29 protein-coding genes are annotated in these 25,193 nt (G+C 69.3%); 20 read left to right on the forward strand and 9 right to left on the reverse strand.

Annotated features, from left to right (window positions below; all coding sequences use genetic code 11):
- Nucleotides 1–164: 164 nt before the first annotated feature.
- Entirely contained in the window at nt 165–464 is a 300-nt protein-coding gene (locus Aco03nite_RS39240) for a barstar family protein (protein WP_203805644.1), read from the forward strand.
- On the opposite strand, the gene Aco03nite_RS39245 is transcribed toward Aco03nite_RS39240, so the two are convergent.
- Together Aco03nite_RS39245 and Aco03nite_RS39250 are read right to left on the reverse strand one after the other, a co-directional pair.
- Complete coding sequence (locus Aco03nite_RS39245) at nt 432–1,097, reverse strand: hypothetical protein (RefSeq protein ID WP_203805646.1); 666 nt, start codon at nt 1,095–1,097, stop codon at nt 432–434. The genes Aco03nite_RS39240 and Aco03nite_RS39245 overlap by 33 nt on opposite strands.
- Nucleotides 1,098–1,187: 90 nt before the next feature.
- Nucleotides 1,188–2,060, reverse strand: coding sequence for a TIGR03560 family F420-dependent LLM class oxidoreductase (locus tag Aco03nite_RS39250; protein WP_203805648.1), 873 nt, complete (start codon nt 2,058–2,060; stop codon nt 1,188–1,190).
- Between the two features lie 42 nt (nt 2,061–2,102).
- Between Aco03nite_RS39250 and Aco03nite_RS39255 the strand changes: the two genes are divergently transcribed.
- From Aco03nite_RS39255 to Aco03nite_RS39275, 5 genes are read left to right on the forward strand one after another with little or no spacing between them, the layout of a single operon-like run.
- The gene (locus Aco03nite_RS39255) at nt 2,103–2,954 is read left to right on the forward strand and encodes a hypothetical protein (RefSeq protein ID WP_203805650.1); all 852 of its coding nucleotides are present in this window, start codon (nt 2,103–2,105) and stop codon (nt 2,952–2,954) included.
- Nucleotides 2,951–3,514, forward strand: a complete 564-nt coding sequence (locus Aco03nite_RS39260; RefSeq protein WP_203805652.1) for a DUF4129 domain-containing protein — start codon at nt 2,951–2,953, stop codon at nt 3,512–3,514. The genes Aco03nite_RS39255 and Aco03nite_RS39260 overlap by 4 nt, the downstream gene beginning before the upstream one ends.
- Nucleotides 3,511–4,785: a DUF4350 domain-containing protein gene (locus Aco03nite_RS39265; protein WP_203805654.1), complete on the forward strand. Its 1,275-nt coding sequence runs from the start codon at nt 3,511–3,513 to the stop codon at nt 4,783–4,785. Before Aco03nite_RS39260 ends, Aco03nite_RS39265 begins: the two co-directional genes overlap by 4 nt.
- Nucleotides 4,782–5,735 carry an AAA family ATPase gene (locus Aco03nite_RS39270; protein WP_203805656.1) on the forward strand — a complete coding sequence of 318 codons (954 nt, stop codon included), beginning with the start codon at nt 4,782–4,784 and terminating at the stop codon, nt 5,733–5,735. The genes Aco03nite_RS39265 and Aco03nite_RS39270 overlap by 4 nt, the downstream gene beginning before the upstream one ends.
- Nucleotides 5,735–7,051 carry a DUF58 domain-containing protein gene (locus Aco03nite_RS39275; protein WP_203805657.1) on the forward strand — a complete coding sequence of 439 codons (1,317 nt, stop codon included), beginning with the start codon at nt 5,735–5,737 and terminating at the stop codon, nt 7,049–7,051. Before Aco03nite_RS39270 ends, Aco03nite_RS39275 begins: the two co-directional genes overlap by 1 nt.
- Here the strand turns inward: Aco03nite_RS39275 and Aco03nite_RS39280 are convergent.
- Both Aco03nite_RS39280 and Aco03nite_RS39285 read right to left on the reverse strand, forming a co-directional pair.
- Nucleotides 7,029–7,532, reverse strand: coding sequence for a hypothetical protein (locus Aco03nite_RS39280; RefSeq protein WP_203805659.1), 504 nt, complete (start codon nt 7,530–7,532; stop codon nt 7,029–7,031). The genes Aco03nite_RS39275 and Aco03nite_RS39280 overlap by 23 nt on opposite strands.
- Before the next feature lie 162 nt (nt 7,533–7,694).
- Nucleotides 7,695–8,645, reverse strand: a complete 951-nt coding sequence (locus Aco03nite_RS39285; protein ID WP_203805661.1) for a stage II sporulation protein M — start codon at nt 8,643–8,645, stop codon at nt 7,695–7,697.
- An 18-nt stretch (nt 8,646–8,663) separates the two neighbouring features.
- On the opposite strand from Aco03nite_RS39285, the gene Aco03nite_RS39290 reads away from it, so the two are divergent.
- Nucleotides 8,664–9,494 carry an RDD family protein gene (locus Aco03nite_RS39290; protein ID WP_239145807.1) on the forward strand — a complete coding sequence of 277 codons (831 nt, stop codon included), beginning with the start codon at nt 8,664–8,666 and terminating at the stop codon, nt 9,492–9,494.
- Here the strand turns inward: Aco03nite_RS39290 and nhaA are convergent.
- Nucleotides 9,442–10,569, reverse strand: coding sequence for a Na+/H+ antiporter NhaA (gene nhaA / locus Aco03nite_RS39295; RefSeq protein WP_203805663.1), 1,128 nt, complete (start codon nt 10,567–10,569; stop codon nt 9,442–9,444). The two genes, Aco03nite_RS39290 and nhaA, sit on opposite strands and share 53 nt — an antisense overlap.
- A 235-nt stretch (nt 10,570–10,804) precedes the next feature.
- Here nhaA and Aco03nite_RS39300 point away from each other — a divergent pair, with 235 nt between their 5' ends.
- From Aco03nite_RS39300 to Aco03nite_RS39335, 8 genes are all read left to right on the forward strand, one after another.
- On the forward strand, nt 10,805–12,289 hold the full coding sequence (locus Aco03nite_RS39300) for an MFS transporter (protein WP_203805665.1): 1,485 nt from the start codon (nt 10,805–10,807) through the stop codon (nt 12,287–12,289).
- Between the two features lie 212 nt (nt 12,290–12,501).
- Nucleotides 12,502–13,086 (forward strand): TetR/AcrR family transcriptional regulator, encoded by a 585-nt coding sequence (locus tag Aco03nite_RS39305; protein WP_203805667.1) that lies wholly within the window; start codon nt 12,502–12,504, stop codon nt 13,084–13,086.
- A 68-nt stretch (nt 13,087–13,154) separates the two neighbouring features.
- Nucleotides 13,155–13,337 (forward strand): hypothetical protein, encoded by a 183-nt coding sequence (locus Aco03nite_RS39310; RefSeq protein WP_203805669.1) that lies wholly within the window; start codon nt 13,155–13,157, stop codon nt 13,335–13,337.
- 14 nt (nt 13,338–13,351) lie between these two features.
- Nucleotides 13,352–13,753, forward strand: coding sequence for a hypothetical protein (locus Aco03nite_RS39315; RefSeq protein WP_203805671.1), 402 nt, complete (start codon nt 13,352–13,354; stop codon nt 13,751–13,753).
- Between the two features lie 70 nt (nt 13,754–13,823).
- Nucleotides 13,824–14,798, forward strand: a complete 975-nt coding sequence (locus tag Aco03nite_RS39320; RefSeq protein ID WP_203805673.1) for a hypothetical protein — start codon at nt 13,824–13,826, stop codon at nt 14,796–14,798.
- Nucleotides 14,799–14,894: 96 nt separating this feature from the next.
- The gene (locus Aco03nite_RS39325; RefSeq protein ID WP_203805675.1) at nt 14,895–15,074 is read left to right on the forward strand and encodes a hypothetical protein; all 180 of its coding nucleotides are present in this window, start codon (nt 14,895–14,897) and stop codon (nt 15,072–15,074) included.
- Nucleotides 15,075–15,115: 41 nt separating this feature from the next.
- Nucleotides 15,116–15,493: a hypothetical protein gene (locus tag Aco03nite_RS39330; protein WP_239145808.1), complete on the forward strand. Its 378-nt coding sequence runs from the start codon at nt 15,116–15,118 to the stop codon at nt 15,491–15,493.
- 200 nt (nt 15,494–15,693) lie between these two features.
- Nucleotides 15,694–16,368, forward strand: coding sequence for a dienelactone hydrolase family protein (locus Aco03nite_RS39335; protein WP_203805679.1), 675 nt, complete (start codon nt 15,694–15,696; stop codon nt 16,366–16,368).
- Nucleotides 16,369–16,448: 80 nt separating this feature from the next.
- Here Aco03nite_RS39335 and Aco03nite_RS39340 read toward each other — a convergent pair whose 3' ends face one another.
- Nucleotides 16,449–17,564 carry a DUF808 domain-containing protein gene (locus Aco03nite_RS39340; protein ID WP_203805681.1) on the reverse strand — a complete coding sequence of 372 codons (1,116 nt, stop codon included), beginning with the start codon at nt 17,562–17,564 and terminating at the stop codon, nt 16,449–16,451.
- Nucleotides 17,565–17,668: 104 nt separating this feature from the next.
- Here Aco03nite_RS39340 and Aco03nite_RS39345 point away from each other — a divergent pair, with 104 nt between their 5' ends.
- Nucleotides 17,669–18,415, forward strand: coding sequence for a sulfite exporter TauE/SafE family protein (locus Aco03nite_RS39345; RefSeq protein ID WP_203805683.1), 747 nt, complete (start codon nt 17,669–17,671; stop codon nt 18,413–18,415).
- On the opposite strand, the gene Aco03nite_RS39350 is transcribed toward Aco03nite_RS39345, so the two are convergent.
- Nucleotides 18,408–19,223 (reverse strand): SDR family NAD(P)-dependent oxidoreductase, encoded by an 816-nt coding sequence (locus Aco03nite_RS39350; protein WP_203805686.1) that lies wholly within the window; start codon nt 19,221–19,223, stop codon nt 18,408–18,410. The genes Aco03nite_RS39345 and Aco03nite_RS39350 overlap by 8 nt on opposite strands.
- A gap of 112 nt (nt 19,224–19,335) precedes the next feature.
- On the opposite strand from Aco03nite_RS39350, the gene Aco03nite_RS39355 reads away from it, so the two are divergent.
- Genes Aco03nite_RS39355 through Aco03nite_RS39370 form a run of 4 tightly spaced genes read left to right on the forward strand, consistent with a single transcriptional unit; the run spans nt 19,336 to nt 23,071 of the window.
- A complete protein-coding gene (locus tag Aco03nite_RS39355; protein ID WP_203805688.1) occupies nt 19,336–19,830 on the forward strand; it encodes a TetR/AcrR family transcriptional regulator in 495 nt (164 codons plus the stop codon).
- Entirely contained in the window at nt 19,827–20,321 is a 495-nt protein-coding gene (locus Aco03nite_RS39360) for a tetratricopeptide repeat protein (protein ID WP_203805690.1), read from the forward strand. The genes Aco03nite_RS39355 and Aco03nite_RS39360 overlap by 4 nt, the downstream gene beginning before the upstream one ends.
- 45 nt (nt 20,322–20,366) lie before the next feature.
- On the forward strand, nt 20,367–21,266 hold the full coding sequence (locus tag Aco03nite_RS39365) for an SPFH domain-containing protein (RefSeq protein WP_203805692.1): 900 nt from the start codon (nt 20,367–20,369) through the stop codon (nt 21,264–21,266).
- 47 nt (nt 21,267–21,313) lie between these two features.
- Entirely contained in the window at nt 21,314–23,071 is a 1,758-nt protein-coding gene (locus tag Aco03nite_RS39370; protein ID WP_203805694.1) for a DUF262 domain-containing protein, read from the forward strand.
- A 52-nt stretch (nt 23,072–23,123) separates the two neighbouring features.
- Here Aco03nite_RS39370 and Aco03nite_RS39375 read toward each other — a convergent pair whose 3' ends face one another.
- Both Aco03nite_RS39375 and Aco03nite_RS39380 read right to left on the reverse strand, forming a co-directional pair.
- Nucleotides 23,124–23,939 (reverse strand): cysteine/serine endopeptidase inhibitor, encoded by an 816-nt coding sequence (locus Aco03nite_RS39375; protein ID WP_203805696.1) that lies wholly within the window; start codon nt 23,937–23,939, stop codon nt 23,124–23,126.
- Nucleotides 23,939–25,048, reverse strand: coding sequence for a chitinase (locus Aco03nite_RS39380; RefSeq protein ID WP_203805698.1), 1,110 nt, complete (start codon nt 25,046–25,048; stop codon nt 23,939–23,941). The genes Aco03nite_RS39375 and Aco03nite_RS39380 overlap by 1 nt, the downstream gene beginning before the upstream one ends.
- Between the last annotated feature and the right edge of the window lie 145 nt (nt 25,049–25,193).

The raw sequence follows: 25,193 nt of genomic DNA on the forward strand, positions 1-25,193 counted from the left end.
AGAGCGTTCACCGCCACATTCAACCGGGTCGACTCGCCGAACCGCTGACCGGATGAAACGCGGCGGCCCTCTCCTTCGACGTCGGGAACCACGATCGCGACCACCGGCCCGGCGGGCTTGCCGCACCATCAGGGAGGGGAGCAACGTTGGTGGCAGGGGGTCTGGTGACTGCGGAACTCGTCGTGGACCTGCGTGGTGCCCGGATGCAGACGATCGACGACTTCTGGGATGCGGTGGCCGGGCCCTGTGGGCTTCCGTCCTGGTTCGGGCGCACCATCGAGGCCTGGACAGACACGATCCGGGCCAGGGGAATCTCCGACCTGATCGACCGCCATGACACGGTGGTCATCCACGTCGACGGTGCGACGGGCCTCTTCGCCCGACGAGATCGTGAGGTCAGAGACCTGAGGAGTAGCTTCGCGGGCCGCCGGTCACGCCTGGTCGTCCATCGGTCGGAGGCGTAGTTCGCTCAGTTGTTTTGTCAGTGGCATGGTGGCCAGGGTCTCGCGGGGGTCGTCGTCGAATTCGGCGTTCGACAGGTCCAGGATCTGCAGGGACGGCAGGGCGGACGGGGTCAGCTCCTGCAACTGCTCCACCGGGATCGCGGTGCCGAACACGTCGCATGCGGTCTGCAGCTCCAACGTCGTCAGCGCGGGCAGGTGCTCGGCGGGGAACAGGGAGCCGTCGGAACCCACCGGGCCACGCAGCCGCAGGTGGGTCACGGTGTTCGAGGACAGGGTGTCGAACAGCAGGCCGCCCTCGATGGTCACGGTCTGCAAGGCCGGCAGGGCACGCCACATGGCGTCGCTCGCGTCGCCCACGAAACCGGTGCCCAAGTAGTCGAGAGGGCTCAGGCGGCGGCCCGTGGACGTGATCGCGTCCTCGTACAGGTATTCGAACTCGTACCCGAACCACAGCGTCGTCAAATGCTCCCAGCGGCGCCGGGACAGGGCCACGGCGGCGCGGCGGGCCGAGTGGTGGAAATCGGTCAGGCACAGGCGCAGGGAGCGGATGCCGGCGTTGGCCGGGTCGGTGAGGTACGACTCGATCAGCGCCGACTCCCGCAGTTCCGGGTCGGGCTCGGGGGTGGTCACCACGCGAGGGATCTTAAACGGGCCGCTTCCGGCCCGGCGGCCGCGAGTCGGCCGGGACGGGCCGCCTGCCTCGCGGTGTGGCCACCTAGCTTTTCATGCCCGTACCAGAGAAAGGATCTTGTCCATTGACTTTAGTCTTTCCGGGCCGGTGCCGAGCAGGAGGTCCGGGACGATCAGCTCGTCCAGGCCCGCCTGGCGGTATTCGTCGATCGTCGCGGCGACCGCGGCGGGGCTGCCGCCGAACGCCGGGGCCCGCAGCCCGTCCGGCAGTGGGGTGTCGACGCTGATCAGGGCCTGTGCGGTGCGGCGGATCTGTTGCGGGTCGCGGCCTTCGGCGGCGCAGTGGTCGTCGAGGACCTTCGACTTGTGGGCGATCACGTCCGGCAGGCCCCAGGTGTTCCACTGGTCGGCGTACTTCGCGACCATCCGCAGCATCCGTTTCTCGCCCTTGGCCCCGATCATGATCGGTAGCGGGTCCTGGACCGGTTTCGGTTCGCAGACCGCGTCGGTGAGCTGGTAGTACGTGCCCTGGAAGGTGGTCGCCGGGGTCCGCAGCAGCCCGTGCAGCACCTGCAGCGCCTCCTCGAACCGGTCGAGCAGCTGCTTGACCGGGGGAAGGTCGATGCCGTACTGCCGGTGCTCGTTGACCTGCCAGCCCGCGCCGACACCGAGGACGAACCGGCCGCCGCTGATGTGATCGGCGGTGACCGCCATGTTCGCCAGGACCGCCGGGTGCCGGTAGGTGTTGCCGTAGACCAGGGTGCCGATGCTGACCCGCGGAACCAGCGCGCCCAGGGCCGCGACCAGGCTGCCGGCCTCCAGCATGAACGACGAGCCGTCCGGCTGGTTGGGCATGAAGTGGTCGGCGGCCCAGACCCCGTCCCAGCCGGTGGCGGCGGCGTGCCGGGCCACGTCGAGGATGTCGGAGTACGGCTGGGCGGTGCCGGGCCAGATCGAGAGTCGCATGTGCGTAAACCTAGCCAAAGGCGGTGACCTAGGATCCCCGCCATGCGGTCGAACGGGGAGACGGGGGTCGTTCCTCTGCGGGCGATGACCGCGGGCGAGACCTTGGACGCGGCGGTGGCGCTGCTGCGGCAGCGTGCCCTGCCGCTGCTGCCGGTCGCGCTGGTGCTGGCCGCCGGTGAGCAGGTGCTGCTGTCCGGGCTGCGGGCCTGGGCCGGGATGCAGCCGCCCTACTACTACGTGCCGCCGCGGATCACCGATCCGGGCTGGTGGCCGGTGTTCGGGCTGGGCTTCGCGATCGAGGGGTTCGTCATCGCGCTGCTGGCCGCCTATGCCGGCGCCGCGGCCGGGCCGGCGCTGCTCGGCCGCGACACCGGGCACCTGGCGCTGTGGAAACGGGTCCGGCCGGTTCCGGCGGTGCTGATCGCGGTGCTGGTCGGTGCGGTGTGCGGGGCGACGGCGATGGCCGGGCTGGTGCTGTGGCCGCTGGCGTACGGGCTGACCGCGATGGCCACCGCGGTGCTGACCGTGGACCGGCCGGCCAATCCGCTGACCGCGGTCGGCCGGTCGATGGGCCGGGCCACCCGGGGTGGCATGCGCGGGGTCGGGGTGCTGATCCTGGGATATCTGACATGGCTGGTGGTGCGGCTGGCGCTGGGCAGCGGCTGGCTCGCGGTGGCCGACCTGTTCGCCAGCGTGTCCGGGTCGGCGTGGCTGGTGTGGGCGGTGCCGGTGGCGTGGACGTTGGCCAACACGGTCGCCTACGCGGCGCTGGCCTGCCTGAACGCGGTGTTGTTGCTGGAGGTGCGGATCCGAACCGAAGGCCTGGACATCGCGGTCAACCGGTCGCGGAGCCGGGGTGTCGATCCGGTGCGGGCGCTGGAGGTGACCCGGTGAGAGGGTACGAGGAGTTCCTCGGCGACCTGTTCGAGAAGATCTCGCCGCCGATGATGCTGCTGATCCTGTTCGCGGTGACCGGGTTGATCGCGGCGGGCTGGTATTTCTATCCGGCGTGGATCCCGCGGCGGCTGCCCCGGTTCAAGCTCCCCCGCTGGCGGCGGACGAAGAAGAAGGCTCCGAAGACCCGGCGCGTCACGAAAGCCGAAAACCGGACAGCCGACTCGGGCGACAACACCGTCGAGATCGCGCGGGGTCTCGCCGACCAGCTCGCCGGGCAGGGCCGTTACGCCGAGGCCATCCGGGAACGCCTGCGCGAGACCGTCGCCGACCTGACCCGCGCCGGTGTCATCGACCCGGAACCCGGCACCACCGCCGCCGAGCTGACCGACGACGCCACCGCCGGGCGCCCCGGTGTCGGCCCCGCCCTGACCGGGGCGACCGGCCTGTTCTCCGGCATCTGGTACGGCCGTCAGCCCGCCGGGCCCGGCGAGGACCAGCGGATGCGGGAACTCACCACCGAGGTCCGCGACACCCTGCACGCGAATGAGGGCCGATGAAGCGCTGGAAACGGGCGGCCATCCCGTTCGCCGTCCTGACCGCCCTGATCACCGGCACCCTGATCGTGCACGCGATCCAGACCCCGGACACCGACGACCCGGAATACCTGACCCCGGAGCGCACCGAGCAGATCAGCGGCGGCACCCTGGCCGAACGGCTGCGGGCCGCCGGGATCCGGGTCGACCGGGCCACCACCACCGAACAGGCGCTCGGCAAGGCCACCGTCGGCCAGCCGGTCACCCTGTTCCTGCCCGCACCCGACCTGGCCGACCTGTCCCGGGTGCACGGGCTGCCGCCGGGCACCCGGGTGGTGGCGGTCAACCCGTCCAACAGCACGCTGCGGCGCACCAACTGGCCGGTGCAGACCGCCGGCAGCCGGTGGACCACCCGGGTCGCCGAACCCGGCTGTGCGGAACCGGTCGCCGAGACCGCGGGGCCGGCCGCGGTGCTGCGGACCGAGTACGAGCCCCAGAGCCGGGCGATCGTCTGCTACTCGGGGGCGATGGTCTCGATGATCATCGACGACACGTACTCGCTGACCGTCGTCGGTTCGCCGGATCCGTTCCGGGACGACCGGATCGCCGAGCACGGCAACGCCGCCCTGGCCGTCGGGCTGCTGTCGCAGCGGTCCCGGGTGGTGTGGCTGGACGTCCACGAACGGGACCGGCCGGTGCCGTCGTCGTCGCCGACCTGGTCGCCGCCGCCCCCGCCGACCGCCGAGCCGACGGCCACCGTCGAGCGGACCGGGACCGGCGGCGACGGCCCCGGCGGTGAGGGCGAGGCGTCACCCGGCACCGGCGAGGGCACCGGGTCGGCCGGCGGGCCGCAGCAGGATCCGCTGACCAAGTCGTTCCCGCCCGCCCTGTGGGCGACCCTGGCGCTGCTCGCGCTGATCCTGCTCGCGCTGGCCGCCGCGGCCGCCCGGCGGCTCGGCACCCCGGTCGCCGAACCGCTGCCGTCGCGGGTGCCGGCCGGTGAGACCATGCTCGGGCACGCCCGTCTCTACCAGCGCGGCCGGGCCCGGGACGAGTCCCTGGACATCCTGGTCGCCGCCGCCCGGCGTACCCTCACCCGGCACCTGGGCCTGCCGCCGGACGCGAGCGTCGAGGACATCGCCGCGCAGGCCGGGCTCCCGGTCCGGTACGTCCGCGACATCCTGGACGGCGAACCGCCCCGCGGCAACGCCGACATGGTCGAGTCCGCGGCCCTGCTGCAAGCCCTGGTCGACACCGTCGTCACACCCCGTACCGACAAAGGAGAGCAGTCGTGAACACCGAAGCCCGCGAGGCACTGGGCCGGATCCGTGCCGAGGTCGGCAAAGCCGTCGTCGGTCAGGACGCGGTGGTCGGCGGGGTGCTGGTCGCGCTGCTGTGCGGCGGGCACGTGCTGCTCGAAGGCGTCCCCGGCGTGGCCAAGACCCTGCTGATCCGGGCCCTGTCCACCGCCCTGGACATGGACACCAAACGGGTCCAGTTCACCCCCGACCTGATGCCCGGTGACGTCACCGGGTCGCTGATCTACGACGCGCACACTGGCGCGTTCAACTTCCGGGCCGGGCCGGTCTTCACCAACCTGCTGCTCGCCGACGAGATCAACCGGACCCCGCCGAAGACCCAGGCGGCGTTGCTGGAGGCGATGGAGGAACGGCAGGTCACCGTGGACGGCACCGCCCGGCAGCTGCCGGTGCCGTTCCTGGTCGCCGCCACCCAGAACCCGATCGAGTACGAGGGCACCTACCCGCTGCCGGAAGCGCAGCTCGACCGGTTCCTGCTGAAACTGTCGGTGCCGCTGCCGCAGCGCGACGAGGAACTCGGGATCCTGCGCGCCCACCACCAGGGCTTCGACCCGCGGGACCTGAAGGCCGCCGGGGTCACCCCGGTCGCCGGGCCCGCCGACCTGATCGCCGGGCGCCAGGCCGTCCAGCACGTCGACGTCGCCGATGCGGTCCTGGCGTACATCGTCGACCTGTGCCGGGCCACCCGGGTCGCGCCCGCCCTGGAGCTGGGCGCCTCCCCGCGGGGTGCGACCGCGTTGCTCGCGGTGGCGAAGGCGACCGCCTGGCTCAGCGGCCGGGAGTACGTGCTGCCCGACGACGTCAAGGCGTGGACCGTGCCGACGCTGCGGCACCGGGTGCGGCTGCGCGCCGACGCCGAACTCGACGGCGCCACCGTCGAGGGCATCCTCGCGTCGGTCCTGGCCACGGTGCCGGCACCGCGCTGATGGTCACCCACCGTTTCGCGTTGCTGCTGGCGTTCGGGTTGCCGCTGCCGGTGTTCCTGCCACACCCGTGGCTGGTCGTCGCCGCCGTCACCGGGACGGCGGTGCTGCTCGCGCTGCTGGACGCGGCGATGGCCGGGCCGCTGACCGGGTTGCGGCTGCGCCGCGACGGCGACCGCACGGTCTGGCTGGGCGGCTCGGCGCGGGTGATCCTCACGGTCGCCAACACCGGTTCGCGTACGGTACGGCTGAACCTGCGCGACGCGTGGGTGCCGTCGGCCGGCGCCGGCCCGCTGTTCCACACGCTCGCGCTGCGGGCCGGTATCGAACAGTCGGTGACCACCACGCTCACCCCGACCCGGCACGGGGACCGGCCCGCCGTGCGGGTCACGTTGCGGTCGGCGGGCCCGCTCGGGCTGGCCTACCGGCAGCGCTCGCACCGGTGGAACACCGCACACACCCCGCCGTGGAACCTGCGGGTGCTGCCGCGGTTCCCGTCCCGGCGGATCCTGCCGGAGAAACTGGCCCGGCTGCGGATCGTCGACGGCTCGATCGTCACCCGCGGGCGTGGGCACGGCACCGAGTTCGACAACCTGCGCGAGTACGTGATCGGCGACGACGTCCGCTCGATCGACTGGCGGGCCACCGCCCGTGCCAACGACGTGGTGGTGCGCACCTGGCGCCCGGAACGTGACCGCCGGGTGTTCTGCGTCCTGGACACCGGGCGTACCTCGTCGGTGCTGATCGGGGACGCGCCCCGGCTGGACGCCTCGATCGACGCCGCCCTGCTGCTGAGCGTCCTGGCGGCGCGCGCCGACGACCGGGTGGACCTGATCGCCCTGGACAGCGCGATCCGGGTCCGGGTCGAGGGCGGCGGGCAACGCGGCAAACCGAACCGGCTGATCGACGCGATGGCCAGCCTGGAACCGGTGCTGGCCGAGACCGACTTCGCCCTGCTCGGCCGGGAGATGCTGCGCCGGGACCGCAAACGCGCCCTGCTGGTGATCTTCACGGCTCTGGACACCGCGCCGATGATCGCCGGGCTGCTGCCGCTGCTGCCCCGGCTGACCGCCCGGCACAAGGTGATCGTCGCCGGGGTCCGTGACCCGGACGTCAGCCGCCGCGCGCACCTGCCGGCCGACCCGGGCGCCGGGGACGTGCACGTGGCCGCGGCCGCGCACCGGGTGCTGGCCGAACGCGACCGGGTGCGCGACGTCCTCGCGCACGCCGGGGCGACCGTGGTGGACGCCGACGCCGACACGTTCGCCGGCCAGGTCGCCGACGTCTACCTGCTGCTCAAGGCCTCGGGCCGGCTCTGAGGGACTCCTGACCCGGGCCGTCGTCCAGCGGCCGGCCGGCGTCGGCCAGGGCTGCCATCAGGTCGGGGAACTCGTGCGGGTTCCTGGACAGCACCGCCTGAAAGACGGGACGACGCGAGGCCGCCACCGCCATGCGCTGCCAGCCCTGGTCGTGCCGCGGATCCGGAAACCGCTGGGACACCCGGTTCGCATGGTCGATCGCCCCGGCCATGAGGTCGGCCACCAGCAGTGCCCGATCCCGATTCGGGTCGTCGTCGTCGAGGGGGTGGCCGTCCAGCACGTACGGCCTCAGCTCCGGGTACTGGACGAGCAGCATGAGAGCCTGGTCGTAGCGCTCGCTCGCCGAGTTGAGCGCCTCGTAGCGGCCCATCAGGTTGGTGATCTCCGTCTGTTCCCGCAGTTTGGCGGTCTGCCGGGCCAGCAGAAGGAGGGATACGACCACCGCAACCGCGCTGACCGAGTCAGCAATGTCCCCGATCATGTCTCCCCCTACATCGTGGGCTCCTTCTCACGATAGGAATCAGACTCAAGCGCATACGGGCCGTGACCGGGAGGGGCGCACACGCCCGGTGGTCGCGGGTCGGTCCGGGCGGGTCGCCTGGCCGGCGGTGTGGCCACGGGTGCTCGGGTAGGCGTACCGAAATCAGGTTGTGGGTTTGCGGGCTGCCTGGGCGCCCCAGAACAGGGCGTAGAACAGGAACAGCAGCCACAGGCCGGCGCCGATGCCGACCCGGATCATCGGGGGCAGCGGTGACGGGGTCACCCAGGCCTCCAGGATGCCGGCCACCAGGAGCACGAAGACCAGGCCGACCGCGACCACCATGCCGTGCCGGGCCCAGTGCACCAGCGATTCGCGGCGGGTCATCAGCGGGCCCGGCGCGATCCACGACCAGCCGATCCGCAGGCCCACCCCACCACCGATGAAGATCGACGTCAGCTCCAGGAAGCCGTGCGGGGCGATGTAGGTCAGGTAGATGTCGCCGGCGCCCGCGTCGAACATCGCCGCACCGACCATCCCGATCGCGAGCAGGTTCTGCCCGAGCAGGTAGAACACCGGCAGGATCAGGACACCGGACGCCAGGCACTGGGCGGCCAGCATCGCGTTGTTCACCCACACCCGGCCGAAGAACGTACCGGCGCGGTATTCGCTGTAGTAGTTGACGAAGTCGTCGATCAGGGACGCCTCCTCCGGGCGGCCGCCGTAATAGTTGGTCAGCATGTCCGGGTGGTCCAGCGCGTAGGCGATCAGGCCCCAGGCGGCGACCACCATGATCGCCATCACGGTCAGCCACCAGCCGCGGGTCAGGTACAGGGCGGCCGGCAGGCGTACCGCGAAGAAGTCCGCGACCGGCCGCCACGACATCCGGTTGCCGCGGGTGATCGCCGCCCGCCCGGCCAGCACCAGGCGCGACAGATCCGCCAGGACCACCGCGTCCGGGGTGCGGCTGCGCACGATCGACAGGTGGGTGGCGGCCCGCTGATAGAGCAGCACCAGTTCATCGGCCTCGGCCGCGTTCAGTCGCCGCCGCGACACCAGCACTTCCAGGCGTCGCCATTCGCCGCCGTGCTCGGCCACGTACGCATCCAGATCCACGCCTGGCATCCTAGGCGGGTGCTCACTACCGCTGAAGCCGTCGAGATCGACGTGCGCCCGGCCCGCCTCGGATCCCGCGCGCTGGCCCTGATGGTCGACATCGCCATCCAGGTCATGGTCGGCGGTTTCCTGTACCTGCTGTACTTCGTGATCCTGCAGCTGCTGCCGTTCGAGTACAGCACCCTGATCCTGCCGGAGACCGTCCGGCTGATCGTGATCGCGATCGTGGTGGTCGGCTACCCGACGGTGATGGAGACCCTCACCAACGGCCGTAGCCTCGGCAAAGCGGTGATGGGTCTGCGGGTGATCCGGGAGGACGGCGGCCCGATCCGGGCCCGGCACGCGTTCACCCGCGCCCTGATCGGCCTGGCCGTGGAGTGGCCCGGCCTGCTGATGCCGTTGCTGACCTGGGCCGGCAGCCTGACCACCATGCTGGCGTCGCGGCGTGGCCGGCGGCTCGGTGACCTGGCGGCCGGCACCCTGGTGGTGCACGAGCGCCGCCCGGTGCCGTGGAACCTGGTGCCCGGCATGCCGGTCGGGCTGGCCGACTGGGCGTCCACCGCGGATCTGTCGGCGATCGACGACGAGCTGGCCGAGGCGGTGCGCCAGTTCGCCGCCCGGTCGCATCAGCTGGTCGAGCCGTACCGCACGATGCTCGGTCAGGGTTTGTTCTCCGAGGTCGCGGCGAAGGTGTCGCCGGAGCCGCCGCCGGGCACCCCGCCGTGGCTGTTCCTGGTCGCGGTGCTGGCCGAACGCCGGCGCCGGTCGGCCGCCCAGCTGGCCGCGACCCGGACCGTCACCCAGCGGGTGCTGCCCGGTTTCGGCGAGATCCCCGCCACCTCAAGATGATCCCGCCGAGCACCGCGGCGGTCACCGACGCGATCAGGATCGCGCCCTTGGCGTGTTCCAGCAGGCCCGGCTGGTCCGGGTAGGACAGTGCGGCGATCAGCAGCGACACGGTGAAACCGATCCCGGCCAGCGTCGCCATCCCGGTGATGTCCGGCCAGCCCAGGTCGGGATGCAGCTCGGCGCGGGTCAGCCGGGTGGTCAGCCACGCCCCGCCGGTGATCCCGATCGTCTTGCCGGCGACCAGGCCGAGGAAGACACCGATCGCGGCGGGTTCGGTGACCAGCCCGGCCATCCCGTCGAAGGCGACACCGGCCGAGGTCAGCGCGAAGACCGGCAGCACCACGGCGGTGGTCCACGGCCGCAGCAGGTGTTCGGCGCGGTGGCTGGGGTCGCCGGTCTCGCCGGGCAGCGGCCGGGTGCGCATCAGCAGGCCCATCGCGGCCCCGGCGACGGTGGCGTGGATCCCGGCGGCGTGCACCAGGTACCAGATCAGCACGGCGAGCGGGATCAGCAGCGGCAAGGTGCGGCGGCGGCGCTGCAGCAGACCGAAGACGATCAGTCCGGCGATCGCGCCGAGCAGGGGCGCCCAGGACAGGCCGGCGGCGTAGAACACGGCGATCACCACGATCGCGATCAGGTCGTCGACGATCGCCAGGGTCAGCAGGAAGGTCCGCAGCGCGGCCGGTAGGCCGCGGCCCACCACGGCGAGCACCGCCACGGCGAAGGCGATGTCGGTGGCCATCGGGATGCCCCACCCGGTCACGGCCGGCCCGTGGCCGGCAGTGATCAGTGCGAAGACGATTGCCGGTACGACGGCGCCGGTGCACGCCGCGACGATCGGCAGCACGGCCCGCCGGGGATGCCGCAGGTCCCCGTGGGTGAACTGCTGTTTGAGTTCGTTGCCGACGACGAAGAAGAACACCGCGAGCAGGGCGTCGGCGACCCACGCGTAGTCCCGCAGTGCCTGATAACCGCCGGCCCACGGCGAGTTGGCCCAGAGCACGGCGACGAACGCGGTGACCACGAGCAGCGCACCGCTGACGTCCTCACGGCGCAGAAGAGTGGAAGAAGACATGATGATCCCGGGGTAGAAGCGGAACGGACGGTGTCCGTGCGCGCCCGGGCGGGCAGCCGGCGATCTCGCCGTGCGCGTTGGTGCCCCAGGACGACAGCCACCCGTTGGTGCCCGGGTGACGCATCACTCCGGGCGGCACGGGCGGGCTGCTGATCATCGCCGTCGAGTCTACTACCTGTGAGAACGGTCTCCGGAGGCTGACAAACTGTACCGTCTGGTCGGTACAGTAACCAGCATGCCGATCACCGCCTCCCGCCGCTGGGCCGCCCTGGGCGTGCTGTCCGCCGCGGTCCTGCTGCTGTCGATCGACGGCACCGTCCTTGCTCTGGCGGTGCCGTCGCTGACCGAGAGCCTGCGCCCCACCGCCGAACAGATCCTCTGGATAGGCGACATCTACTCCCTGGCCCTGGCCGGGCTGCTCGCCCTGGCCGGCAACCTCGCCGACCGGTTCGGCCGCAAACGTGTGCTGCTGATCGGGTCGGTCGCGTTCGGCCTGGTGTCACTGCTGGCCGCGTTCGCCGCCAGCGCCGACCAGCTGATCGCCGCCCGCCTGCTGCTCGGCGTCGCCGGCGCCACCCTGCTGCCGTCCACCCTGTCGCTGATCCGCAACATCTTCACCGACCCGGCCGAACGCACCCGCGCCATCGCTGTCTGGTCCGCCGCGTTCGGCGCCGGCTCCGCGGCCGGCCCGATGATCGGCGGCTTCCTGCTCGAGCACTTCTGGTGGGGCTCGGTCTTCCTGATCAACGTGCCCGTCATGATCGCCGTGGTGATCGCCGGGATCTTCCTGCTGCCCGAGTCCCGCGACCCGAACCCGGGCCCGTTCGACTTCCCGTCCGCCGCCCTGTCGCTGCTCACCGTCGCCCCGATCGTCTACGCGATCAAACACCTGGTGCACGGCGAGCTGAGCCCGATGCTGGCCGTCGGCATCGTCGCCGGGATCCTGTTCGTGCGCCGCCAGCGCCGCCTGGCCAACCCGATGATCGACGTCGATCTGTTCCGCAACCCCGCCTTCTCCGGCGCCGTCCTGGCCAACCTGATCTCCATCTTCGCCCTGGTCGGCCTGCTGTTCTTCTTCTCCCAGTACCTGCAGTTCGCCCGTGGGTTCAGCCCGCTGCAGGCCGGCCTCGCCGAACTGCCCGCTACCATCGCCAGCATCGTCGTGGTGGCCCTGGTCGGCGTCGCCATCCGGCTGGGCCGGGGCCGCGCGATCGCCGTCTCCCTCGCGATCGCGGCCGCGGGCCTGGCGCTGGTCGCCCCCGCCGCAAACCTTTCGTCGTACGGGTGGATGGCGCTGTGCCTGATCCCCGTCGGACTCGGCGTGGGCCTGGCGATGACCCTGGCCGGCGACGCGGTGATCTCGGCGGCACCACCCCGCAAGGCCGGCTCGGTCTCGGCGGTGACCGAGACCGCCAACGAGCTGGGCGTGGTCCTCGGTATCGCGGTGCTGGGCTCCCTGCTGACCGCGACGTACCGCTCCGGCCTGGACCTGCCGGCGTCCCTGTCCGAAGCGGACCGGGCGGCGGCCACCGACTCCCTGGGCTCGGCCCTGCAGGTCCTGGACCCGGCCCTGGCCGACATGGCCCGCCAGTCGTTCGTCGGCGCCATGCAGACGACATCCCTGGTGGCGGCCGGTTTCACCGCCGTGGCGGCCCTGGTCGCCTGGCGTCTGATCCCGTCCAGGGAACCCGCCCCGGAGACCGTTCCGTCCGCCCACTGACCTGCACCCACCACGGCGTGCAGGTCGTGAAGCGTTCCACACCACGACCTGCACGCCGGTCCCGGCCCGTCTCCACATTCCGCGGGGTGGCGACCCCTGCACCTCCCTCTCTTTCCGCTTCGGCCTTGCCGTTCTCCGTCAGCGCCGGGTGCCTCGTTCCCCGGGGTGGGCGTACACGATAATGGTGTTGATCTTTGAAAGGGTTGATGTCGATGGGCAGGACGGCCGGGCGATCACCCGCGGACACCCGGCGGGCGGTCCTGGACGCGGCCGGTGACGTCATCCGCGCGCGCGGCGTCAACGCCAGCCTCGACGACATAGCCCGGCACGCCGGAGTGTCCAAAGGCGGACTGCTCTACCATTTCGCCAGCAAGGACGACCTGATCCGGGAACTGGTCCGCACCCTTCTGGAAGCGTTCCGCACCGACATCGAGAACCGCCTCGACCCCACCGACAACGACCCGGGCCGGCTGACCCGAGCCTATGTCCGGGCCCTGCTCGCACCCCTGGACGACGAGGTGGCCGCCCGCCAGTCGATCGCCCTGCTGGCCCTGCTGACCACGATCCCCGAGGTGGCCGAGCTGGTGGCCGCCGACACCGACCAGCTGAACGCCGAGTTGTACGCCGACGGCCTCCCGGTGGACGTGATGACCCTGGTGACCGCGGCCGCCGACGGGGTGTCCAGCGCACCGCTGTGGGGCGCGTCGATAAGGGGCCCGGAATTCCGCACCCTGGAACGCCGCCTGATCCAGATCACCCGCCAGCCTGAACTATGGGAATCAATCCCCTGGTCCTGACCCACGCCATCACCCGAAAGAATGAGTCGCCGCTTTCCCGGCCGGTGCAGACTTCCTACCCTTGTCCCGTGACCGAAGAATCAATCAAACCGAAGCTCCGTCCCAGTCAGCAATTGGCCGCATTGCTCGGTTTCCCCGAGCCGAAGCCGTTGACGGCGGAGGAACAACGAGCGTTCCAGGAGAAACTGGACCGCGCCGACGACGAAGTGCGAGCCATCATCGCCCGCCGCGAGCGCCGTCACGCCGCATGAGGAATCGCACCACCGTGGTCCGGATCTTCGACACGTCCGCCGTGGTCGAGATCTTCGCCGGCAACCGGCTACTGATGGAGTTGCTGGACCAGATCCATGACGGCTACCTGGTGGGGGCCCTACCCGCCAATGCGATGTCGGGCGCGCAGGCCGTCATGGGAGCACCAGCCTCCCATTGGGCCCCGATTCTGGCGTTGCCGGGAGTTCACACCATTCCGGTGACCGATCACAACGCCCTGGAGATCGGGATGATCGCCGCACCGAGAACCATCTATCACCCCGTCTACGAATCCCTGATCAACCCTTTGATGACCGCGCAGGTTCTCCACGAGGCCATCATGATGAACGGTTCCATCGTGACCAAGGTGCCCGAGGCCTACGGCGGCCATGACGTCTCGGTCATCTCCGTCAACTGATCGACAAGGTGTTCTGAGGCCGCGAGTAAGCGAGCATGGTCCCGGAACACACGGCAGTTACCATCGGCGGATGCGACACTCGTTCCCCGAGCCCACAGCACAACCGCCCGCGTGGACACCGTCGCTCCCCGAGTTCGACGATTCCTACGTGCCGCCCCAGCGGACCAGTGACGCGCCCGGGAAACCGGCCATGCACATTCTGATCTCCTTGGTTGCTGTTGCCGGGGGAATCATTGCGGCGATCGCCGGGGTCCGGCTTGCGGACGGTGGGGAACCGTGGAGTTCCCTTCGTGACCTGCTGCGTGGCGACGGCTATCTGATTCTGCTGTTGAGTGTCGCCTGGCTGCTGATCGGTGCGGTGCTGCACACCCCGCGAGCACGGCGGCGCGACGCGAACGTCAAGGACGGCTGGCTGGTCACCGGTGGGCTGCTCGTTCATCACGCGGTGGTCGGGGTGGTCGCGGTTCCGCTGGCCGCCATATCGCCGCCGGTGATCCACGCCGGGCGTAACGAGGCGGACCCCGGCATCATGTATCCGATCATGCTCGGTGCGGTCCTGATCGTTCCGTCGCTGATCGCCGCCTGCGGTGGATTCTTCCTACGGACCGGGACGGACGGCGAGGACGCGGTCGGGATCACCGCCGCCCTGACGATGACGCTGGTGTGGGCGGTCGGGTGGGTGTCCGCCGCCGCGATCGTGGGCATGATCGCCGGTCATGACGTGCTGGTGATCCCGGCCGACGGTCTGCCGATCGTGGCGGTCGGTGTGGCCTTGGCCGTGCCGTCGCTGGTGGCGGCCGCCTGTTCCCGGGCGCGCTGGACCAGCATGCTCTGGGATGCGGTCACCCCGGCCCGCCTGGTTGTCGGTGCCGCCGCCCTGATCCTGGTCACGGTCGTGGTGGCCCAGTCGGCCCGTTACGTGCCGGGCGCCGGCATCCTGGTATTCGCGATCCTGGGCCTGCCGGCCGCCTACATTCACCTGCTGCGCCGATCCTGGCGCCCGGCTCCCGCCCCGGCCATCGATCGAGATCACCCGTCAGACTGAACCACGAAAATCAATCCGCAGGTCCTGACCCATGACATCACTCGATCGACGTGGTCGCCGCCTTTTGTTCCGGGCGATTATCACTACCCTAGTCCCATGACCGATGAGGCTGAGAAGCCGCAACTCCGGCCCAGTCAGCAGCTGGCCGCCCTGCTCGGACTCCCCGAGCCCGAATTCACCGAGGATCAGGAGCGCGCTTTCCAGGACTGGATGGAACGCGGCGAGACAACACTCAGAGAGACCAACGCCCGGCTGCAGGAGCGGCACGCGGCATGAGACCAGCACCACCCGGCCCACGGATCCTCGACGCCTCCGCCATGGTCGAGATCTTCTCCGGCCATCCGATGATGATGAGACTGCTGGACGCCAGCGAGGAGGAGAAATCGTTGTGTGTGGCGCCGGCGCTGGCAATAGCCGAAGCGCAGGCCGCCATGTGCCTCGATCGGCGTCTCTGGCGTCACGTTCTGGGCTTTCCCGGCCTCCGCGCCCTTCCTCTCACCGATGAGGATGCGCTCGACGTCGGTGAGATCGCGGCGCCCCGGATCCAGAATCATCCGGTCCACAAGGCCCTGATCGGGCCGTTGATGACAGCACAGGTGCTGCATGAGGCAAGGACGATGAAGGCTCTGATCGTCACGCGGGTGCCGGAAGCCTACGGCAGCCACGACGACGTCGCGGTCCAGCTGATCCAGTGATTCCGCACGACTGAAATGACACGTGTCCCGGGCCGATCACGGGCGGCCCGGTCTCTGGTTGCTGTGATAACTTCTAGCTGCCGTGCATGGCCTGCTGCCTGAGGAGGTGAGTCCGATCAACGCTGTTATCGGTCGGGACGACTTCCTCCCCCGCATGGCCTGAGGGAGCGCCCGCAAAGGCACCCTCGAAAGGCCTCTCCATGCAGAATTTCTCGGTCGGTGACGTTTCCGCTGTTCTGTGGACTCCCGACGTCTCCGCTACGCCTCCGCTGATCTTTGTCGGTCATGGTGGTGGGCAGCACAAGCAGCATCCCGCCGTTCTTCACCGGGCTGAGCGGTTCGTGGCCGCGGGCTTCGCCGTCGTGTCGGCGGATGTTCCGAACCACGGGGACCGGACTCCTGACGAGCGGCTGAATCAGATCGCCGAGACGGTTCGTACCGTTGAGGATCTTGCCCGGTTCCAGGCTCTCGCCGCTGAGCAGACCGTTCCCGAGTGGCAGGCCGTCGTCGACGACGTGCAGGCGCGGATCGGTGCCGGGCCGGTCGGCTACTGGGGTGTGTCGCTGGGCTGTGGGCTCGGGATTCCGTTCGTGGCCGCCGACTCCCGGGTCCGCGCCGCGGTGTTCGGGCTCGCCGGGGCCGTGGCCAACGCCGAGGTCGCGGCGCGGATCACCGTGCCTGTCGAGTTCCTGATCCAGTGGGACGACGAGTGGATTCCGCGGGAGCAGAGCCTGGCCCTGTTCGAGGCGCTGGGTTCGGCGGACAAGACGTTGCACGCGAACCCGGGGAAGCACGCCGATCGGATCCCGGAGCACGAACTGGACAGCCAGGTACGTTTTTTCACCCGGCATCTGATCCCCGCAGAATCCCGCTGACAGAACAACCGGAAGACCCCTTCCGGAAAGAAAACGGCCCCGGAACCGACGACGTCGGTTCCGGGGCCGTTCCCGCGGAACTACTTGGTCTCCGGCTCCTCGGCCGACGAGGACGTCGGGGACGTCGAAGAGGTCGAGGAGGGTGCGGACGGCGAAGCAGACGCCGGCGACGAAGACGCCGCGGGTGAAGCAGGAGACGCCGGCGACTCGGAAGGCGCCGACGAAGCGGGAGCGGCAGTCCCGGCGGGCGAATCCGACGCAGACGACGATGCGGCGTGTGACTTGCGGTGGAAGGTGAACGTCATGAACACCACGATCAGCGCCCCGACGATCAACCCGGCGATAGCGCTGAGCACCGTGTTGACCAGCCACCCCACCAGACCACCCAACGGCCCGGTGGCGTCGTGTGCCGCCTCTTCCAGGTGGTGCACCGCCCCGTACAGGGTGTGCCATCCGAGCTCATCCACCCCGACGAGCAGGATGTGACCGCCGACCCACAGCATCGCCGCGGTCCCCACGACGGTCAGCACGGTCAGCACCTTGGGCATCGCCTTGACCAGGCCACGCCCGAAACTCGCGACCCCCTTGTTGTCGCCTTCGGCCAGGCGCAGGCCGACGTCGTCCATCTTCACGATCAGGCCGACCGCCCCGTACACCAGCACGGTCATCGCCACCGCCACGATGCACAGGATGATCAGCCGGTTCAGGAAGGGCTGGTCGGTGACGTCGTTCAGCGAGATCACCATGATCTCGGCGGACAGGATCAGGTCGGTCCGGATCGCGCCGGACACCAGGGTCTTCTCGTCCGGCTGGGCCTGTTTCTCCTCGTGCGCGCCGTGGCCGGAGACCTTGGCCCACACCTTCTCCGCGCCCTCGTAACACAGGTACGCGCCGCCGAGCATCAGCAGCGGTGTCAGCGCCCAGGGCAGGAACTGGCTGAGCAGCAGAATGATCGGCAGAATGATCAGGAACTTGTTCCGCAACGAGCCCAGGGCGATGCGTTTGACGATCGGCAGTTCACGTTCGGCCGCGAGCCCTCGCACGTACTGCGGGGTGACGGCCGCATCGTCGATGACCACACCGGCTGCCTTGGAACCGGCTTTGGCTGCTGCCATCCCGACGTCGTCGAGCGACGCCGCAGCGGCCCGCGCCAGAACCGCCACGTCGTCCAGCAAGGCTGCGAGTCCAGCGCTCAAGGAGAAGTCCTCTCAGATTCGATGAAGCGTTTGTTGCGACTCATTCTCATGCAGCCTTACCCGATCCGCATGACCCCCCTCCGCCGAAAGGGCGCGAATCACCGATGACACCCACCGAGGCCGTCCTGTTACTGGGCGGTGGCCTGATCGCCGGCACCGTCAATTCGATCGCCGGCGGCGGCTCCCTGATCACCTTTCCACTGCTGGTCGGGATCGGTCTGCCGGGAGTCGCCGCCAACGTCAGCAACGCCCTGTCGGTGGCGCCCGGCTACGCTGCCGGGGCCCTCGGCAGCCGCCCTGACCTGGTCGGACAGGGCAAACGGCTGATCCGCATGATCCCGGCCGCGGTCGCCGGCACCCTGTGCGGAAGCAGTCTGCTGCTGTTGCTGCCCAAGTCGGTTTTCGACCTGGTCGTGCCGTTTCTGCTACTGCTCGCGGCGGCGATGATGGCGTTCCAGAACAAACTGAAAGCCCTGGCCGGAAACCCGAGGCCCGGAAAGGACGGGATCCTGCTGCAGGTCGCGGTCTTCTGCTGCGGGCTGTACGGCGGCTACTTCAACGCCGCGATGGGCGTACTGCTGATGGCCGCTCTTGCTCTGGTTCTGGATGAGCCGTTGCGGCGGATCAGCGCGCTGAAGAACGTCTTCTCCGCCCTGGTCGGCGCGACGACGGTGCTGCTGTACAGCGTGTTCGGGCCGGTGAACTGGGCGGTCGTGGCGGTGCTGGCCCCGGCGACGATCGTCGGCGGCTATCTCGGGGCGCGACTGGCGCGGCGGCTGCCGTCGGAGGTGCTGCGCTGGACGATCGTGGCGTTCGCCCTGGTGGTGGCGGTGGTCCTGTTCCTCACTTGATCCCGGTGGCGGTTTTGAAGGCCACTGCGACTTCCGCGGCCGTACGGTTGAGCACGGTGATCGCCTCGAACTGCGGGGCCGGGGCGACCACGGTGCGCCGCGGACGCTGCCCGGCCGGCGTCTCCACCAGTGCGACCAGGGCGTCGGTGACCTCGGCCGGGTCGCCGGGGGTCTGCGCGGAGACTCCGGCCACGTAAGCGCCGAACGCCTCCGCATAGGGTTCGGCCTGCGCGAAGGTGGCGTTGTTGCCGATGTTGGTCGGGTACGACGCGGCGTCCAGGATCACCGACTCCACCCCGAACGGCGCCAGCTCGTCGTGCCACGCCTCGGTCAGCGCGGCCAGGGCGGCTTTGCTCGCCGCGTACAGCCCGGCGAACGGGGTGGTCACCCGGGCGGCGATCGACCCGATCTGGATCAGAGCGCCGCTGCCCTGGGCGCGCAGGTGGGGCAGGGCGGCGCGGTTGACCCGTACCGCGCCGAGGGTGTTGACGTCGAACTGCTGCTGGACCTGCTCGGCGGTGAACGCCTCGACCGGGCCGACGAAGATCCCGCCGGCGTTGTTGACGACGATGTCGAGACGCCCCGCCTCGGCGAGCAGTTCGGTGATCGCGCGATCGGCCGACTGCTGGTCGGTGACGTCGAGTTCGATCACCCGTACGCCCAGAGCAGTGAGATCGGTTTTGGCCTTTTCGTTGCGGCCGTGGATGTCACGGATGCCGGCGAAGACCTGGTGGCCGCGGCTCGCGAGGGCCTCGGCGGTCGCCCGGCCGAACCCGGTGCTCGCTCCGGTGATCAGCACCACGCTCATGGTTCTACCTCCCATTTTTCCTGCTCTTCCCTGAATCGGGGTGGTCCCCCGTTTCATGCCGGAACACTAACCGGAGTGGCACCCCGTTTGTCAACCGGCTACGATTCCGGCCATGCGATCGGACGCACGCCGCAACTACGAGCGGATCCTGGCCGCCGCGTCCGCCGAGGTCGCGGTCACCGGCGCCGACGCGTCCCTGGAGAAGATCGCCCGGGACGCCGGCGTCGGCTCGGCGACCCTGCACCGGCACTTCCCCACCCGCCAGGCGCTACTGGAAGCGGTCTTCCACGACCGCGTCGAGGTCCTGTGTGCGCAGGCCGCCGAGTTGTCGCTGGCCGACTGGCTGCGCGCGGTCGCCGAGTACGGCGCGACCACCCGCGGGCTGGCCGCGTCCCTGCTCGCCCCGCCGGCCCCCAGCGGCTGCGAGACGATGCTGTCCGACGCTGGCGGCGCCCTGCTGCGCCGGGCCCAGCAGGCCGGCGAGATCCGCGCCGACGTCGCCATCATCGACCTGTTGACCCTGGTCAACGCGGTGTCACTGGCCACCCAGGACGGCCCCGAGGCGATCCGCCTGACGACCCTGGCCCTGAACGGCATCCGCCCGTGACCGGCTCGCCTTCATGGGAGCAGCGCGTCGCGCAGTTCTGGGCCACCGCCTCCCCCGCTGCTCCCGAGGATGCGCTGGAACGGATGCGTGCGCTCGCCGCCGAGCGTGACGACGCGGACGGCCTCTACGAGTGGGCGTCGGTGCACGACTTCCTGGGGCGTGAGGCCGAGGCGATCCCGCTGTACGAGCAGGCTCTGGCCGCCGGGCTGCAACCGCCGCGCCGACCGCAAGCGATCATCCAGCTCGGCAGTTCGCTGCGTAACGTGGGCCGGGCGGCCGAGGCCGTCGAGATGCTGGCCGGGCTGGAACCGGATCCGGTGACCGGTGATGCCGCGCGGGCGTTCCTGGCCCTGGCGCTGCACGACGCGGGCCGTCCCGACGAGGCGCTACGGGTCGCCTTGCGTGCTCTGGCGGCCACGTTGCCGCTGTACGGGCGCGCGGTCACCGCGTACGCCGACGATGTGGGTCGTCGACCACTTCCGGGGCATTGATGGGGCTTTCTATGCTGGACTCCGGGGACGTTCTCGGGAGGCGACATGCGCCGGTGGATCTCGACAGCGATGGTGGCGGCACTTCTTCTGACCGCCGGGTGTACGACGGTGAGCACCGAATCGGACCAGGTGGCGTTGCACTACGACGCCGGCGCGTTCTCCAGCACCACCTTCCAGGAGTGCGTGACCCAGAACAACCGCACGTGGGACGGGCTCGGCGAGAAGTACTACACGTACCCGGCCGGGCAACGGAACTTCGACTTCACCGGTGGTGACGACTCGGAGAGTCCCCCGTACACCGTGGTGTCCAAGGACAACCAGGAGATGACGGTGTCCGGCGGACTCACCTTCCACCTGGACACCGGGTGCGAACCCGACGGCGGCATGCTGCGCCGGTTCCACGAGGACATCGGCCTGAAATTCCAGCCGGTCATCGACGGCGACGGCAAGACCACCGGCACGTGGCTGGAGATGCTGCGGTTCTACATCGGGCATCCGCTGAGCCGGGCCTTGGCCGCCGAGGCGCAGAAGTACGACTGGATGGCGCTGTACAACGACCCGGAGACCCGGACCCGGTTCGAGGCCGACATCAACGCCAACCTGAGCGCCGCGGTGGTCGCCACGACGGGTGGGAAGGCGTACTTCCTGGACTTCAACCTGACGTTGCAGAAGCCGCAGCCGCGCAAGGAACTGGTGGACGGCCTGGCCGCCGCGCAGGTGGCGATCACCCAGCGCCAGGCGGTGATCCAGCAGAACGCCACCGTCGACGAGAAGCTGAAGCAGATCAAGAAGCTGGTCGACGTGCTGGGCCCGGACGGCTACGTCATCTACGAGGTGATGCAGCAGTGCCTGACCGGCGAGGCCCGAGCGGGTTGCCCCACCTTCCTGCCGGTCCCCAACGGCGGCAACGTGAACCTCCCGGCCCCGGCTCCCGCCTCGACCTGAGATGAAGGAGGTCCGAACGGGCGGCAGGTTTCGGGCAGGATACGAGGATGGCGTTTCAGACACCGGTCACTGCCGAGGACATCCTTCGAGCGATCCATCAGAAGCAGTATCTGTTGCCGGCCATCCAGCGAGAGTTCGTCTGGAGCCCTGATCAGATCCGTCGCCTGTTCGACAGTCTCATGCGTGGCTACCCCATCGGCTCGTTCCTGCTGTGGAAGGTGGACGCCGCAAGCGCCACGGCCTACACCTTCTACGACTTTCTCACCGACTACCACGAGCGTGACAATCCCTACGCCAACAAGGCGACGGTGCCGACGGGCAGCGGCATCACCGCAGTTCTTGACGGCCAGCAACGGCTGACGGCGCTGAACATCGCAATCTATGGCAGCCACGCCGAAAAACGTAAGCACGCCTGGTGGAACAACCCGGACGCGTTCCCCAGAAAGCGGCTCTACCTGAACCTCACCCAGGACGCTGTGGAGAACAACGACCTCGGACTCCGCTATGATCTCCGGTTCCTCACCGAGAAGGAAGCAGCGCCCGAAGCGGACAGTACGGATCGCTGGTACCGGGTAGGTGATGTCCTCACGCTCGAGAACTCGGGCCCGGCCATGTACGCGGAACTTCTACGACGCAAGATCGGCATGGAGAACGCCGAACCCTATCAACGCCTGTACGACCTCTTCCGATCTGTCCGAGAACAGAAGCCCGTCAACTACTACCTCGAAGGCACCCAGGACGCGGACAAGGTTCTGGACATCTTCGTCCGGGTCAACAGCGGCGGAACCACGCTTTCCTACTCGGACCTGCTGCTGTCGATGGCCACCAACCAGTGGCAGCATCTGGACGCCCGTGAGGAGGTTCGCAAACTTGTTCAGGAGCTGAACAGCGGCGGTTCGCGCATCTTCTCCTTCTCCAAGGACGTGGTCCTCAAGACAGCGCTGATGGTCGCCGGTGTCGATCTCCGCTTCCAGGTTTCCAACTTTACCCAGACCAACATGCGCAAGGTCGAGAGCGCCTGGCCCGACACCCGAGGCGCCCTTCTGCGGGCAACCGCCATACTCAACGGCTTCGGTTTCAACGAGCGAACTCTCACCGCAGCCAGCGTCGTGGTCCCGATCGCCTACTACCTCGCACGGCGCGGCCTCACCGACAACTACCTGACCTCTGGTGCCGACGCTAAAGACCGCCTCGTGCTACGCCAATGGATCACCCGTTCGCTGATGAAACGCGGCATCTGGGGATCGGGCCTCGACACCCTTCTGAGTAGGATCCGCGACGCCATCGATGAGGAAGACACGCCCGGCTTTCCCGGCGCGCGCATCGAGAAGGAGATGGGCGCTCTCGGTAAGACCCTCTCCTTCGAGGCCACCGAGATCGACGATCTGCTTGAACTCAAGTACGGCGGCCAGCGGACCTTCGCCGCGCTGGCGCTGCTCTACCCGGGTTTGGACTTCGCCAAGCAGTTCCACGAGGACCACATCTTTCCGCGAGCCCGGTTCACTGCGAAAAAGCTGCGCGATGCGGGTATCTCCCCCGACGCGATCGACGACTACACCGCCCGTATCGACCTTCTGCCGAATCTTCAACTTCTCGGCGGCGTGGCGAACGTCGAGAAGCAGGCCAAGCTACCCGGAGACTGGCTGACATCCGCGTTCGCCTCCGAAGCGGAAAAGACAACCTACGTCAGCGACAACGATTTGCAGGATCTACCCCTGGGCATCGAGGGCTTCGTCGAGTTCTTCGAGACACGTAAGACTCGCATGCGCGAAAGACTGAGTGTGATCCTCGGCGTCGGCGCATAGCGTTACCAGACGGTGGCCCCGGCGCATGCCGGGGTCACCGTCTGTTCCTGCGTTAGGGGACGGTCCATTTCTGCGCGCCGGTGCCGTTGCAGGTCCACAGTTGGACGACGGTGAAGTCGGCCGAGGAGCCGCCGGTCAGGTCCAGGCACTTGTTGGCGTTCGGGTTCACCAGGTCGCGGGCGCCGCTGGCCACCCACTGCTGGGCGCCGGTGCCGTTGCACGTCCACAGCTGGATCCTCGTGCCGTCGGCCGTGCCCGAGTTGGCGACGTCCATGCACTTGCCGGCGGTGCGGATCGTGCCGTCGCCCGGCAGCGTCCACTGCTGGGTGGCATCGCCGGCACACGAGTACAGGTCGATGGCGGTGCCGTCGCCGGTGTTGCCGCCGGCTGCGCCGATGCACTTGCCGGCCAGGCCGGTGATCGGGCCGGTGCGCCCGCCACCGCTACCGCTGCCGGTGTTGACGAACTTCCAGGTCACCGGGAGTACGCCGGGAGTGTTCGACGGATCGGTGGAGGCGAACTGTGCGAACGCCGCCTGGCTCAGGTCGATGTGGGTGGCGGCGCAGGACGGGCACTTGTCCTTCACCGGCACCGTGATCGTCCGGCCGTTGTAGGTGACCTCGACGCTGATGCCCTGGCAGATCGGGTCGAGGTTCGGGTTCGCCGTGGTCCACCAGGTGTACGAGACCGCGACGAGCATCTCGGTGGCGGCGTTGATCGGGGTGCCGCAGGACCCGTACCCGGCGTCGTTGTAGAAGGTGGTCTTGCCGTTCTGGATCTGGCCGATCGGGACGGCTGCCGACGCGGGACTCGACGGCAGCAGTACCGCGACCAGCATCGCCACGACGGCCAGGATGCGGGTGCCCATCAGCAGTAGAGGTTGCTGCCGGCCGCGACACCCAGGATCTGGGTGAATCGCAGGTACGCGTCGACCCGGCTCTGCACCTGGCCCGGGTTGCCCCCGTTGCATTCGATGCTGCCGTTGATGGTCCGGATGGTCTGCCCGAACCCGGCGCTGTTGACCATCGCGTTGTGGCCGGTCATGGTGCCCGCGCCGGTCGAGGTCATCCAGAACCAGAGGCCGGTCTTCCACGCCACCGCGGCGTCGTTCTGCACCGCCCACGGGTTGTTCAGCAGGTCGATGCCGAGCGCGTCACCGGCGGCCTTGTAGTTGTAGTTCCAGGACAGCTGGATCGGGCCGCGCCCGTAGTAGGCGGCCTGCCCGGCCGGGCACCCGAACGGCTGGTTCCAGTCGCAGTAGTGCGGGTAGTTGGCGGTGTTCTGCTCGACGATGTGGACGAGACCGCCGGTTTCGTGGCCGACGTTGGCCAGGAACGCCGCCGCCTCCTGCCGGCGCACCGTGTCACTGCCCGCGCCGGCGAACGCCGGGTACGCGCCGAGCGCGGTGACCAGGCCACTGTAGGTGTAGAAGCCGTTGCGGCCCGGGAACATCTGGTTGAACTGGGCCTCGGTGACCACGAACCCGGACGGGGTGCCGCCGCCGGCGGCCGGCGCGGTCCACTTCTGCGCCCCGGTGCCGTTGCAGGTCCACAGCTGCACGACGGTGAAGTCCGCCGACGAGCCGCCGGTCAGGTCGAGGCACTTGTTGGCGTTCGGGTTCACCAGGTCGCGGGCGGCGCTGAACACCCATTGCTGGGCGACGCTGCCGTTGCAGTCCCACAGCTGGATCTTCGTGCCGTCGGCGGTGCCGGCGTTGGAGACGTCGAGGCATCTTCCGGCGGTACGGATCGTGCCGTCACCGGGGCGGCTCCACTGCTGGGTGGCGTCGCCGACACACGAGTACAGGTCGATCGCGGTGCCGTTGCCGGTGTTGCCCCCGGCCGCGCCGATGCACTTGCCGGCCAGGCCGGTGATCTGCCCGGTGGCCGCGGACGCGGGCGCGCCGCCGAAACCGAGGATGCCGACGGCGGTGACCAGGCTGAGGAGAACGGCGAGCAGGGGTCTACGAGTGCTCATACAAGGAAGTCCGTCCTTGTCGAAATCTGCCAGGGGCCGCGCGCGCTACATCTATGCAACACCGCCGTACATCGACGTGTAAAGATATGTAAGGTTTCTTGTTTTTAGGTGGGCGAGATCCACCTGGTCGCCGCTCATCGAGGAT

This window comes from Actinoplanes couchii, from assembly GCF_016862075.1.
GTDB classification, from domain to species: Bacteria; Actinomycetota; Actinomycetes; order Mycobacteriales; family Micromonosporaceae; genus Actinoplanes; species Actinoplanes couchii.